Origin of the sequence: Brachybacterium halotolerans subsp. kimchii, assembly GCF_020792675.1 — a bacterium.
GTDB classification, from domain to species: domain Bacteria; phylum Actinomycetota; class Actinomycetes; order Actinomycetales; family Dermabacteraceae; genus Brachybacterium; species Brachybacterium halotolerans.
The window spans coordinates 790,060-803,710 of record NZ_CP086254.1 but is presented as its reverse complement, the minus strand read 5'-3'; the positions used below and the strand labels follow the sequence as shown (position 1 = coordinate 803,710).

Sequence of the window (13,651 nt, the reverse complement as noted above, 5' to 3'; positions counted from 1 at the left end):
TGACGGACCACCCACAGGCACGACCGGAGGGCTCCGAGCGAGCGAGCGGCGAGCCTCCGGCGTCGACCGGCGGTGCCCGCCCGGGCGCACGTGGTGCAGAACACGCTCTGACCTGGGGCTGTGGAGTTGACGTGGGGGCTCGGGGTGCGTAAGTTGTTACCTCGTGCCCGGCCGACAGGTTCGGGGGATCGGGAACAGTGTTTCTGGTTTCTCGGATGGGTTCGGGTGCTCCGGTTAATTCAATAGTCAGTTTCGGTGGTAGCCCAGATCACAGGGTGCCGAGTTGACATGGAGAACCGATTGCTCCTAAGCTTTAGGGGTTGCCTCGGAGAGAAGGCCCGGATGGGTGCGGATCTTTGAGTGCGCGTGTTGTTTGAGATCTCAATAGCGTGTCTGTTTGTTGATGCCAAATTTTTTGTTTTGGCATGACGGATGATGTAGCAGATTTATATGAATGTGCTAGTCGTTTGTTTTGTCGGGATTATAGTTTTTCATTTTTTGATGGAGAGTTTGATCCTGGCTCAGGACGAACGCTGGCGGCGTGCTTAACACATGCAAGTCGAACGATGATGGCCGTGCTTGCACGGCTGGATTAGTGGCGAACGGGTGAGTAACACGTGAGTAACCTGCCCTCCACTTCGGGATAACCTCGGGAAATCGGGGCTAATACCGGATATGAGCACCTACTGCATGGTGGGTGTTGGAAAGTTTTTCGGTGGGGGATGGACTCGCGGCCTATCAGCTTGTTGGTGAGGTAGTGGCTCACCAAGGCGTTGACGGGTAGCCGGCCTGAGAGGGCGACCGGCCACACTGGGACTGAGACACGGCCCAGACTCCTACGGGAGGCAGCAGTGGGGAATATTGCACAATGGGCGAAAGCCTGATGCAGCGACGCCGCGTGAGGGATGACGGCCTTCGGGTTGTAAACCTCTTTCAGCAGGGAAGAAGCGAGAGTGACGGTACCTGCAGAAGAAGCGCCGGCTAACTACGTGCCAGCAGCCGCGGTAATACGTAGGGCGCAAGCGTTGTCCGGAATTATTGGGCGTAAAGAGCTTGTAGGTGGCTTGTCGCGTCTGCCGTGAAAACCCGAGGCTCAACCTCGGGCGTGCGGTGGGTACGGGCAGGCTAGAGTGTGGTAGGGGAGACTGGAACTCCTGGTGTAGCGGTGAAATGCGCAGATATCAGGAAGAACACCGATGGCGAAGGCAGGTCTCTGGGCCATTACTGACACTGAGAAGCGAAAGCATGGGGAGCGAACAGGATTAGATACCCTGGTAGTCCATGCCGTAAACGTTGGGCACTAGGTGTGGGGGACATTCCACGTTTTCCGCGCCGTAGCTAACGCATTAAGTGCCCCGCCTGGGGAGTACGGCCGCAAGGCTAAAACTCAAAGGAATTGACGGGGGCCCGCACAAGCGGCGGAGCATGCGGATTAATTCGATGCAACGCGAAGAACCTTACCAAGGCTTGACATGCACTGGACAGCTGCAGAGATGTGGCCTTCTTTGGACTGGTGCACAGGTGGTGCATGGTTGTCGTCAGCTCGTGTCGTGAGATGTTGGGTTAAGTCCCGCAACGAGCGCAACCCTCGTTCCATGTTGCCAGCACGTGATGGTGGGGACTCATGGGAGACTGCCGGGGTCAACTCGGAGGAAGGTGGGGACGACGTCAAATCATCATGCCCCTTATGTCTTGGGCTTCACGCATGCTACAATGGCCGGTACAATGGGTTGCGATACTGTGAGGTGGAGCGAATCCCAAAAAGCCGGTCTCAGTTCGGATTGGGGTCTGCAACTCGACCCCATGAAGTCGGAGTCGCTAGTAATCGCAGATCAGCAACGCTGCGGTGAATACGTTCCCGGGCCTTGTACACACCGCCCGTCAAGTCACGAAAGTCGGTAACACCCGAAGCCGGTGGCCCATCCCTTGTGGGGGGAGCCGTCGAAGGTGGGATCGGTGATTGGGACTAAGTCGTAACAAGGTAGCCGTACCGGAAGGTGCGGCTGGATCACCTCCTTTCTAAGGAGCATCACCAGTATTGGTGGCCGCTTGCCTGCCCGTTCGTGGTGGGGGTGGTTGCTCATGGGTGGAACATCAACGGATGGGCGCTTCGCTCGCTGGTCGTGTGGCTGTCGTAGTACTCCTCTTCGGGGGATGGAACGGATGGTCTGGCTGGTGGGTTTGAGGTGGAGGCACGCTATTGGGTTTTGAGGCTGCACGCAGCCCTGCCCCTCTTGTGGGGGGTGTGGGTGTGTGGCTGGTCCTCCCCGTCATGATCTGCCGGTTGGTGGGTTGTGGTGGTGTGGGGTTGTTTTTTGAGAACTGCATAGTGGACGCGAGCATCTTGTAAGCAATTTTTAGTGTCTTTGTGATATTTTTTTGTGTTGCCTAAGTCTTCAAGGGCGCACGGTGAATGCCTGGGCACGAGGAGCCGATGAAGGACGTAGGAGTCTGCGATAAGCCTCGGGGAGGTGACAACCGACCTGTGATCCGGGGATGTCCGAATGGGGAAACCCACCAGGGGTCATGCTCTGGTACCCGCCACTGAATGTATAGGTGGTGTGGAGGGAACGTGGGGAAGTGAAACATCTCAGTACCCACAGGAAGAGAAAACAATAGTGATTCCGTGAGTAGTGGCGAGCGAAAGCGGAGGTGGCTAAACCGGATCTGTGTGATACCCGGCAGGGGTTGCAGGTTCGGGGTTGTTGGGACGTGTCTGATTCTTCTGCCGGAGGGTCGACGTTTGGCATGCTGCTAGTCGAAGCCGTGGTGAGTGCGGTGGCGTAGAGGGTGTGACTCCCGTAGACGAAAGTGGTGTGTGGCGTGACGCTGTTCCCGAGTAGCACCGGGCCCGTGAAATCCGGTGTGAATCTGCCAGGACCACCTGGTAAGCCTGAATACTACCTCGTGACCGATAGCGGACAAGTACCGTGAGGGAAAGGTGAAAAGTACCCCGGGAGGGGAGTGAAATAGTACCTGAAACCGTGTGCTTACAATCCGTCGGAGCCTTACGGGGTGACGGCGTGCCTTTTGAAGAATGAGCCTGCGAGTTAGTGGTCGGTGGCGAGGTTAACCCGTGTGGGGTAGCCGTAGCGAAAGCGAGTCTGAACGGGGCGTTCAGTCGCCGGCTCTAGACCCGAAGCGAAGTGATCTATCCATGGGCAGTGTGAAGCGCGGGTAAGACCGCGTGGAGGCGCGAACCCACTTCAGTTGAAAATGGAGGGGATGACCTGTGGATAGGGGTGAAAGGCCAATCAAACTTCGTGATAGCTGGTTCTCCCCGAAATGCATTTAGGTGCAGCGTTGCGTGTTTCGTGCCGGAGGTAGAGCACTGGATAGGCGATGGGCCCCACCGGGTTACTGACCTTAACCAAACTCCGAATGCCGGTACGTGAGAGCGCAGCAGTGAGACGGTGGGGGATAAGCTTCATCGTCGAGAGGGAAACAGCCCAGAACATCAGCTAAGGCCCCTAAGCGTGTGCTAAGTGGAAAAGGATGTGGAGTTGCTGAGACAACCAGGAGGTTGGCTTAGAAGCAGCCACCCTTGAAAGAGTGCGTAATAGCTCACTGGTCAAGTGATTCTGCGCCGACAATGTAGCGGGGCTCAAGTACACCGCCGAAGCTGTGTCACTCCGGTTTTTGCCGGGGTGGGTAGGGGAGCGTCGTGCAGACTGTGAAGCTGCGGGGTAACCCAGTGGTGGAGGCTGCACGAGTGAGAATGCAGGCATGAGTAGCGAAAGACGGGTGAGAAACCCGTCCGCCGATTGATCAAGGGTTCCAGGGCCAGGTTAATCCGCCCTGGGTTAGTCGGGACCTAAGGCGAGGCCGACAGGCGTAGTCGATGGACATCGGGTTGATATTCCCGAACCGATCGTAGGAGGACCCATACCGAGGCGTGTGATGCTAACCACCCGAGTCTCCTCCATGTCCTTCGGGATGTGGGTGGGGGTGAGGCTGGGAACCAAGCATGTAGTAGGTCAGCGCATGGGATGACGCAGTGAGGTAGCTTCCGCGGACTTAATGGAATAGTCCGTCTAAGCGTGCAGCCCGCGCACCGGTAATGCGGTGCCGTATGGGGTGAGACGTGATGGGGATCCCGTATGGGCGTAGGTGAGTGATCCTGTACTGCCGAGAAAAGTTCCGGCGTGACGAATACGGTCGCCCGTACCCGAAACCGACTCAGGTGATCAGGTAGAGAATACCGAGGCGTTCGAGAGAATCGTGGTTAAGGAACTCGGCAAAATGCCCCCGTAACTTCGGGAGAAGGGGGGCCTGAGCAGTGAGAGCTGTGAGGGCCGCAGAGACCAGGGAGAAGCGACTGTTTACTAAAAACACAGGTCCGTGCGAAGTCGTAAGACGCTGTATACGGACTGACGCCTGCCCGGTGCTGGAAGGTTAAGAGGACTGGTTAGCGCCCTTGTGGTGCGAAGCTGAGAATTTAAGCCCCAGTAAACGGCGGTGGTAACTATAACCATCCTAAGGTAGCGAAATTCCTTGTCGGGTAAGTTCCGACCTGCACGAATGGCGTAACGACTTCTCCACTGTCTCAACCGCGAACTCGGCGAAATTGCATTACGAGTAAAGATGCTCGTTACGCGCAGCAGGACGGAAAGACCCCGGGACCTTTACTATAGTTTGGTATTGGTGTTCGGGACGGCTTGTGTAGGATAGGTGGGAGACTGGGAAGCATGGACGCTAGTTCGTGTGGAGTCGTTGTTGAAATACCACTCTGGTCGTTCTGGATTCCTAACCTCGGTCCGTGATCCGGATCAGGGACAGTGCCTGATGGGTAGTTTAACTGGGGCGGTTGCCTCCTAAAGAGTAACGGAGGCGCTCAAAGGTTCCCTCATCCTGGTTGGCAATCAGGTGTTGAGTGTAAGTGCACAAGGGAGCTTGACTGCGAGACAGACATGTCGGGCAGGTGCGAAAGCAGGAACTAGTGATCCGGCACCTCATTGTGGAATGGGTGTCGCTCAACGGATAAAAGGTACCCCGGGGATAACAGGCTGATCTTGCCCAAGAGCTCATATCGACGGCATGGTTTGGCACCTCGATGTCGGCTCGTCGCATCCTGGGGCTGGAGTTGGTCCCAAGGGTTAGGCTGTTCGCCTATTAAAGCGGTACGCGAGCTGGGTTTAGAACGTCGTGAGACAGTTCGGTCCCTATCCGCTGCGCGCGTTGGATATTTGAGAAGACCTGTCCCTAGTACGAGAGGACCGGGATGGACTGACCTCTGGTGTGCCAGTTGTTCTGCCAAGGGCATGGCTGGTTGGCTACGTCGGGAAGGGATAACCGCTGAAAGCATCTAAGCGGGAAGCCTGCTTCAAGATGAGATATCCGTGCACCCTTGTGGTGTGGGAGGCCCCCAGGAGATGACTGGGTTGATAGGCCAGATGTGGAAGCACAGTAATGTGTGGAGCTGACTGGTACTAATGGCCGATGACTTATCAACACAAATTTTGAGAATTGTGTGCTGTGCTCGCGTCTACTGTGTGGTTCTCGGGAAACAACCCCGCGCATCCTCCGATAGTGAGGGGTGTGGTGGGCTGGTGTTGTCTCGTGGTGTTACGGCGGTCATAGCGTTGGGGAAACGCCCGGTTCCATTCCGAACCCGGTAGCTAAGCCCTTCTGCGCCGATGGTACTGCACTCGGGAGGGTGTGGGAGAGTAGGACGCCGCCGGACATTCCTTTGTGAATGAGGGTTGTGGCTCGTCACGAGCAGCTCCCCGAACCTATGTTGTGGGTTCGGGTGGAGCGCGGTGACGAGCCACAACCCTTTTCCGCGTGCATACGCCGTGCCGCTTCACCTGCCCCCGCTGGGTGTGGTTGCGTGATGCCGCCCCACGGGCTCCACGAGGGGTCGGGAGTGCTGTGGAGGTTCTGGGCCGGGTCCTTGAAGCCGGGGGAGCTCATGGACGAGCTGCCGGCGACTCCTTGGTGGCGCCGCCCCGAGTTTCCTCTCGCCCGCTGCCGGGGGCGGGGGCGGGCTTCGGTCGCCTCCGAGGCGACGTGCACCACGCCGCCCACTCTTCCGCCCGTGGAGTCAGTCACCGCGACCGGGAGAACTCTCGGTGCTGGTGCCGGCGTCACCTAACCTGTGAGCCCTAGGCAGTACTCATAGAGAACTTCGAGGGTGGAGAACGTGGCGGACGAGAGCACAGGCAGCCGATCAGGCGGCTCGCACGAAGATCGTGGACACTCCGGTCGCGCCCAACATCAGGGCCGTCCTCCCCGCGGAGCCGGCCGTCCCCGTTCCGGCGGCCAGGACGACGCGCGGCGCTCGCAGCGCCGCGACGATCGCTCCGGCCAACGTCGGCAGGAGGATCGTCGAGGCCTCGCGCGCGAGTCCGACCGGCGCGGTGGGTATCGCGGTCAGCGCGATGATCGACAGAGCGGCTCCTCTCGGAACAGTGATGAGCGCGGCGGCCCGCGTCGCGACGGCGACCAGCGATCCTTCCGTCGTGAGGGTGAAGGCTCCGCACAGCGCCGGGACGGCGATCGTCGGGGCTACGGCCGCGACGATGACCGGCGGGTTCCTCGTGGGGACGGCTCGTCCTATGGCGCACGTCGTGATGGTGATCGGGGTCGTCCGCGCCGTGACGATGACCGGCGCGGTCCCCGCAGGGACGACGACAGGCGCAGTTTCCGGCGTGACGACACCCGTGGTGATGGCCGTCCTGACGGGAACCGTCGCGCGCGCCGGGACGATGTTCGGCGAGGTCCCTGGAAGGACGATGGCCGGCGTGGCCCGCGCAGGGACGACGATCGTCGTGGTCCCCGCTCCGATCGCGACCAGCGCGGCGCCGGGCGCTTCGGCGGTCCGCGGGATTCGTCCTCGCAGAGGCCGGGAGAGGCGCTTCGCAGCACCCGTCCGCCGGAGCCTCCTCTGGACGAAGCGATCACAGGTCGCGAGCTCGACCGGGACATCTCCGACGAGCTCCGCTCCCTTCGCAAGGAGACCGCGGAGCGCACGAGCCGCCACCTCGTCGCAGCCATCGCGGCTCTCGACGAGAACGACCTGCCGCTCGCGCTCGCCCATGCCCAGTTCGCCGCGAGCATCGGGGGACGCGTCGGCATCACCCGCGAGATCTACGGCATCGCCGCGTACCGCAGCGAGGAGTTCCGCACCGCGGCCCGGGAGTTCCGCACCGCGATGCGCATCTCCGGCCGCGTGGACCTGCTGCCCATGCTCGCCGACTGCGAGCGGGGGATCGGCCGTCCCGAGCGCGCCCTGGAGATCGCCGCCTCGGACGATGCGTCCACGCTCGACGTCTCCGGGACGATCGAGCTGATGATCGTCGTGGCCGGCGCCTACGCCGACACCGGCGACATCGAGACCGCCCTCGGGACCCTCGACATCCCCGCCCTGCGCAGCAAGGTCGACGGTCGCTGGCAGGTGCGGCTGTGGGTCGCCTATGCCGACCTGCTCGAGCGCGCGGGTCGCGGCGACGAGGCGCACCGCTGGCTCACGCTGGCCGCCGACGCGGACACCGACCACGAGACCGACGCTGCCGAGCGCCTGGGCCGTCCTGTGCCGGAGCCGGAGGTCGATGATCCGCCCTGGGACGACTCCGAGGAGCTCAGCGTCCTCGACGCCTTCGAGGACTCCGACGAGTCGGACGACTCCGAGGAGCAGGAGGACGCCTCATCCGAGAGCGCCGACCTCGAGGACGACGGCCCGGAGCCCGTGGCGGATGCGCAGAGCGAGGCGGAAGAGCCCCGTGACGACGCTGCGGTGAGCGATCAGGCCGACGATCAGCAGGAGCGACAGGTATGAGCGCGCGCCGACACGACCTGAGCATGCTCGAGCGGTACGACGCCCTCCTCCTCGACCTCGACGGCACCCTCATGCACGGCTCGCGGCCCATCCCGCACGCCGCGGAGGCCGTGCGCACCGCGCGCGTTCGGGGCCTGAAGATCGGCTTCGTCACCAACAACGCCTCCCGCACTCCCGAGCAGGCCGTGGCGCACCTCGCCACGGTCGACGTCGACGCGGCGCCCGAGGAGATCGCCTCCTCCCCGCAGATCGCGGTGCAGCTCCTCGCGGAGCACGCACCGGCCGGGTCCACCATCCTCGTGCTCGGCGCGGACGGACTGATGGAGGCCGTCGCCTCCGCGGGGTTCACCCCCGTGCGCGAGGACGGCGATGAGGTCACGGCCGTCGTCCAGGGATTCTCCCCGGACCTCGGCTGGGCCCAGCTCGCCGAGGGCGGCTACGCCCTGCGCCGCGGGATCCCCTGGATCGCCACCAACACCGATGCGACCCTGCCCACCGAGCGAGGCATCGCCCCGGGCAACGGCGCGCTCGTGCAGGCGCTCGTGCACGCCACCGGTCGCACGCCGCTCGTGGCGGGCAAGCCCGAGCCGGCCATGTTCTCCCTCGCCGCGAAGGCGCTGGGAGCCCGGCGTCCGCTCGCCGTCGGCGATCGTCTCGACACCGACATCGAGGGCGGCAACCGCGCCGGCATCGACACCCTCCTCGTCCTCACGGGAGTCGACAGCGTCGAGACCGCGCTGCGCGCCGAGCCCGTCCGTCGGCCGACGTGGATCCTGCCCGACCTCTCCTCGCTCACCGACCCCGCGCCCGAGGCCGTGGTCGACGGAGAGACGGCGCGCTGCGGAGCAGCCTCTGCACGGCTCGAGGGCGAGGACCTCGTCCTGACCGGACGCACGCAGTCCCCGCAGGCACTCACCGCGGGACTCGGGCTGCTCGCGGCGCGCCTGCCCGAGACCGCCGTGTCCGGCGCGGTGCGCACGCAGGACTCGTGACCGGGCACGCTGGACTCGTGACTGCGGACGGCGGAGACCGACGGCTCGACGTGGCCCTGGCCGCCGCGGGCCTGGCCTCCTCCCGCACCCATGCCCGCCGGATCGTCGAGGAGGGCCGGGCTCGCGTCGACGGTCGCCCCGCGCGTAAGCCCTCCCTGATCGTCGCCGCGGACGCCGTCCTCGAGGTGACCGGCACCCCCGAGGGAGGGGAGTACGCCTCGCGGGCCGCCCACAAGCTCCTGGGCGCGCTCGACGCGACGGGACTGGACCCGTGCGGTCTCGTCTGCCTGGACGCGGGCGCGTCCACCGGCGGGTTCACCGACGTCCTGCTGCGCCGCGGAGCACGTGAGGTGCGCGCGGTCGACATCGGCCATGGCCAGCTGCACCCGCGCCTGCGCGAGGACCCGCGCGTCGCAGTGCACGAGGGCACCTCGATCCGCGGACTGGACCCCACGGACGTCGGCGGGCCGGCGCAGCTCGTCGTCGGCGACCTCTCCTTCATCTCCCTCGTCACCCTCATGGCGGACCTCGCCGCGCTCACCGCGCCCGGCGGCGACCTGCTGCTCATGGTGAAGCCCCAGTTCGAGGTCGGCCGCCGCAGGCTACCGCGCTCCGGCGTGGTCGCGGATCCCGCCCTGCGCCGCGACGCCGTGCTCGGGGTGGTCGAGGAGGCCGATGCTCGCGGGCTCGAGCTGCGCGGGGCCGCCGAGAGCTCGCTGCCGGGGCAGGACGGGAACCACGAGTACTTTCTGCACCTGCACCGCCGTGACGCCGCGCCCCGCGGAGCGGACGCGCCACCAGACGATCCGCGACCCGCCGGAGCGGCGCGCAGGATCCCGCGCGCCGCCTATGACATGATCGAGCAGGTGCTCCCGCGTACGCGCGCAGGCTCCCGCGCCGGACGTCGGCGCGCGCAGGCCGCGGCGCACGTCACGGAGCATGACCTGGGCCCGCACCGGGCCGATGGACACAGGACCGAGCCGAGGACGAGGGAAGGGGACCGCCGAGCATGAGGCGCTTCCTGCTGTACGCGCACTCAGGGCGCGCCGCCGCCCTCGAGGCGCTGATGACCGTCCTGGCCGAGCTCGGCAACCGCGGCGTGCGCGCCGTCATCACCGATGAGCAGTACGACCAGATCCGCATGTCGCCCCCGGCGAGCCTGCCCGAGGGGCTCCTGGACATCCTCGACTCCGAGGAGGTCGACGTCGTCGACGCCGTCTCCGCGGCGGACCTCGTCGAGCTCGGCATCGTGCTCGGGGGCGACGGCACCATCCTGCGCGCCCTCGAAGTGGTGCGCGAGGCCGAGATCCCCGTGCACGGCGTGAACCTCGGCCACGTGGGCTTCCTCGCCGAGAGCGAGGTCGAGGAGCTCTCGACGACCGTGCGGCGCCTTCTGGACGGCGACTACGACATCGAGGAGCGTGCGACCCTCGACATCGTCATCCGCGGCCCCAAGGACCAGATCCTCCACACCGACTGGGCGCTGAACGACGCGAGCCTCGAGAAGGCCGACCGCCAGAAGATGATCTACGTGGTCATCGAGATCGACGGCCGCCCCGTCTCCTCCTTCGGCTGCGACGGTGTGCTGCTGACCAGCCCCACGGGCTCGACCGCCTACGGCTTCAGCGCCGGGGGTCCCATCATCTGGCCCGAGGTGGACGCCTTCCTCGTCGTCCCGCTCGCCGCCCACGCCCTGTTCTCGCGCCCCCTCGTGCTGGGGCGCTCCTCCGAGGCCGCGATCGAGCTCACCGTCGAGAACCGCGACGAGGGCGTGCTCACCCTCGACGGCCGCCGCACCATCGACATCACCCCCGGCATGCGCGTCGAGGGCCGGCTCTCCCCGCGCTCCGTGCGGCTCGTGCGTCTCACCACCACACCGTTCGCCGACCGCCTCGTGGAGAAGTTCCAGCTGCCGGTCGTGGGCTGGCGCGGACGCGTCGGCCGCGACGTCTGAGCGGGAGCCGCCGTGCTCTCCACCCTCCGGATCCGCCGCATCGGTGTGATCGACGACGCCACCCTCGAGTTCGGGCCCGGCTTCACCGCGCTGACCGGCGAGACCGGTGCCGGCAAGACCATGATCGTCACCGGCCTCTCGATGCTCCTGGGCGCGCGGCTCGACCGCGGCCGCGCGGGCACCGCCGGGACCGTCGACGGCACCCTCGTGCTCGCCGGGCACGACGAGCTCGAGACGGCCCTGGACGAGCTCGGCGCCGAGGACGAGGACGGCGAGGTGCTCGTCGTCCGCCGCGTCACCAAGGACGGCCGCTCCCGCGCCCAGATCGGCGGGGTGCCCGTGCCGATCGGCACGCTCGCCCGGCTCGTCGGCTCCGCGGTGACCGTCCACGGACAGGCCGACCAGGCCCGCCTGCGAGAGGCCGACCAGCAGCGCGAGGCCCTCGACCGCTTCGCCGGCGAGACCGTCGGCCCCCTGCTCCAGCGCCACCGCGAGCTCTGGGACCGCCAGCAGGGGCTGCGCGGGCGCGTCGAGGAGCTCGAGAGCCTCGTCGCCGAGCGCGATCGTCGGGGGGACCAGCTGCGCACGGCCCTCGAGCGCATCGAGGAGATCGACCCGCAGGACGGCGAGGACGAGAGCCTGCGCGTCCAGCTCGAGAGGCTCAACCACGCGGTGGACCTCCGGGCCGCCGCCGAGCAGGCGTCCACGCTGCTGCTCGGGCAGGACGACGGCCCCGCGGTCGGCTCCCTCCTCGACCTCGCGATCGACCAGGTGCGCAGCGCCTCCGGCACCGATCCCGAGCTCGAGGGCACCCTCGGCAGGCTCGAGAGCCTGCGCCTCGAGCTCTCCGACGCGGCCGCCGATCTCTCGCGCTACGCGGACGGCATCGACGCCTCGCCCGGCAGCGTCGAGCAGGCCAACGAGCGACTGCACGAGGTGACCACGCTGGTGCGGGACCTCGGGCCCTCCCTCGGCGGTGCCGCGACCATCGGGGAGCTGCTCGAGAGCTCGCGCACCGCCGCCGCCGATCTCGACCGCTTCGACGGCGCCGAGACCGAGCTGTCCGCCGCCCGCGAGGAGATGACGGGCCTGGAGACCGCCCTCGACGAGGCCGCGGAGGCGCTCTCGGACGCCCGGCGCGAGGCCGCCTCGCGCCTCGCGCGCGCCGTCGAGTCCGAGCTCGTCCACCTCGAGATGCCCCAGGCGAGCCTCGAGGTCGAGGTCGCCCCGCACGCACCCCGTCCGCACGGCCGCGACCGCGTGGCGTTCCTGCTCGCGCCCCACCCCGGCGCCGACCACCTGCCCGTCGCGACCGCCGCGAGCGGCGGCGAGCTCTCGCGCGTCATGCTCGCCCTCGAGGTCGCGCTCGGCTCCTCCCGCGAGGACCGCACCGCCGCTCCCGTGTTCGTCTTCGACGAGATCGACGCGGGGATCGGCGGCCGCGCCGCCCTCGCCGTGGGCCAGCGCCTCCAGCGGCTCGCCGAGAACGCGCAGGTCATCGTCGTCACGCACCTCCCGCAGGTCGCCTCCCACGCCTCCACGCACCTGCAGATCGTCAAGCACAGCGAGGACGGCGGCACGAGCTCCACCGTGCAGAGACTGGACCGCGAGGGCCGCATCCACGAGCTCGCCCGCATGCTCTCCGGCGAGACCAGCGAGCTCGCCCTCGCCCACGCCCGCGAGCTGCTCGACGACTCGGCGGACCCGTCGGCATCGGCGTCGGCACCGGGGGAGGGGCGATGAGCACGACCGTCGGCACCGTCCTGGGGACCGCGCGCATCGGCCGACGCACGAAGGACCTCACCAAGCGCCTCGAGCCCGGCGACATCGCGGTCATCGACCATGAGGACATCGACCGCGTCGCCGCCGAGGCGCTCGTCGAGAAGGCGCCCGCGGCCGTCCTCAACGCCGCCCGCTCCACCTCCGGCCGCTACCCGAACGCCGGGCCGCAGATCCTCGTCGACCACGGCATCGCGCTCGTCGACGACTGCGGCCCCGAGCTGTTCGAGAAGGTCCGCGAGGGCGCCCGCCTCACCGTCGCCGACGGCGTCGTCCGCGAGGGCGGGAGCACGCTCGCACGCGGCACCCGCCAGGACCCCGCCACGATCGCCGCCTCCCTCGAGGCCTCCCGCGAGGGCCTCTCCGAGCAGCTCGAGCTGTTCGCCCGCAACACCCTGGAGTACATGCTCCTGGAGAAGGACCTGCTGCTGGACGGCGTGGGCGCGCCCGAGGTGCGCACCGTCATGGACCGCCGCCCCGTGCTGATCGTCGTGCGCGGCTACCACTACAAGGAGGACCTCGCGACGCTCGGTCCGTTCCTGCGCGAGAACCGCCCCGTGGTGATCGGCGTCGACGGCGGCGCCGACGCGGTCCTCGAGGCCGGCTGGAAGCCCGACATGATCATCGGGGACATGGACTCCGTCTCCGACAGGGCGCTGGCATCGGGCGCCGAGCTCGTCGTCCACGCCTATCGCGACGGCCGCGCCCCGGGCATGGAGCGCCTGGCGGAGCTCGATCTCGCCGAGGACGCGGTCGTGTTCCCCGCCGCCGGCACCAGCGAGGACATCGCGATGCTCCTGGCCGATGAGAAGGGCGCGAGCGTGATCGTGGCCGTCGGCACCCACGGCACCCTCGAGGAGTTCCTGGACAAGGGCCGCGCCGGCATGAGCTCGACCTTCCTCACCCGGCTGCGCGTGGGCTCCAAGCTCGTGGACGCCAAGGGCGTGTCCCGGCTCTATCGCCAGCGGATCTCCACCCTCCAGCTCGTGCTGCTGGCCGTCGCCGGCCTGCTCGCCCTCTCCGTGGCCATGTGGGCCACGCCCGGCGGACAGGCGCTCTTCCAGATCCTCGGTGCACGATGGGACGACGCCATCTCATGGTTCACCTCCCTGTTCGCCACCCGACCCGCCACCGGAACCTAGGAGCCTC

The 13,651-nt window shown here is 66.4% G+C and carries 6 protein-coding genes and 3 rRNA genes; all 9 read left to right on the top strand.

Translation table 11 applies throughout. The features are described 5' to 3' along the window. The first annotated feature begins 498 nt into the window (after window positions 1–498). Window positions 499–2,019 (top strand): 16S ribosomal RNA (locus tag Bra3105_RS03620). Between the two features lie 366 nt (window positions 2,020–2,385). Then, a 23S ribosomal RNA gene (locus Bra3105_RS03615) occupies window positions 2,386–5,452 on the top strand. Between the two features lie 114 nt (window positions 5,453–5,566). After that, window positions 5,567–5,683: ribosomal RNA gene (rrf, locus tag Bra3105_RS03610) — 5S ribosomal RNA — on the top strand. The 16S, 23S and 5S rRNA genes sit together here, the layout of an rRNA operon. A gap of 1,470 nt (window positions 5,684–7,153) precedes the next feature. Continuing rightward, window positions 7,154–7,777: a hypothetical protein gene (locus Bra3105_RS03605; protein ID WP_228358631.1), complete on the top strand. Its 624-nt coding sequence runs from the start codon at window positions 7,154–7,156 to the stop codon at window positions 7,775–7,777. Beyond that, complete coding sequence (locus Bra3105_RS03600; RefSeq protein WP_228358630.1) at window positions 7,774–8,769, top strand: HAD-IIA family hydrolase; 996 nt, start codon at window positions 7,774–7,776, stop codon at window positions 8,767–8,769. The genes Bra3105_RS03605 and Bra3105_RS03600 overlap by 4 nt, the downstream gene beginning before the upstream one ends. A gap of 17 nt (window positions 8,770–8,786) precedes the next feature. Further along, window positions 8,787–9,782: a TlyA family RNA methyltransferase gene (locus Bra3105_RS03595; RefSeq protein WP_323188844.1), complete on the top strand. Its 996-nt coding sequence runs from the start codon at window positions 8,787–8,789 to the stop codon at window positions 9,780–9,782. Further along, on the top strand, window positions 9,779–10,723 hold the full coding sequence (locus Bra3105_RS03590) for an NAD kinase (RefSeq protein WP_228358629.1): 945 nt from the start codon (window positions 9,779–9,781) through the stop codon (window positions 10,721–10,723). Before Bra3105_RS03595 ends, Bra3105_RS03590 begins: the two co-directional genes overlap by 4 nt. 12 nt (window positions 10,724–10,735) lie before the next feature. Further along, a complete protein-coding gene (recN, locus tag Bra3105_RS03585) occupies window positions 10,736–12,466 on the top strand; it encodes a DNA repair protein RecN (protein ID WP_228358628.1) in 1,731 nt (576 codons plus the stop codon). Further along, window positions 12,463–13,644, top strand: coding sequence for a putative cytokinetic ring protein SteA (gene steA / locus Bra3105_RS03580; protein ID WP_200500498.1), 1,182 nt, complete (start codon window positions 12,463–12,465; stop codon window positions 13,642–13,644). The genes recN and steA overlap by 4 nt, the downstream gene beginning before the upstream one ends. Window positions 13,645–13,651: the final 7 nt, after the last annotated feature.

Excerpts from the sequence above, each read along its gene's own strand:
- Bra3105_RS03605 (WP_228358631.1), top strand. The coding sequence starts at position 7,154 with ATGCGCATCTCCGGCCGCGTGGACCTGCTGCCCATGCTCGCCGACTGC.
- Bra3105_RS03600 (WP_228358630.1), top strand. The coding sequence starts at position 7,774 with ATGAGCGCGCGCCGACACGACCTGAGCATGCTCGAGCGGTACGACGCC.
- Bra3105_RS03590 (WP_228358629.1), top strand. The coding sequence starts at position 9,779 with ATGAGGCGCTTCCTGCTGTACGCGCACTCAGGGCGCGCCGCCGCCCTC.
- steA (WP_200500498.1), top strand. The coding sequence starts at position 12,463 with ATGAGCACGACCGTCGGCACCGTCCTGGGGACCGCGCGCATCGGCCGA.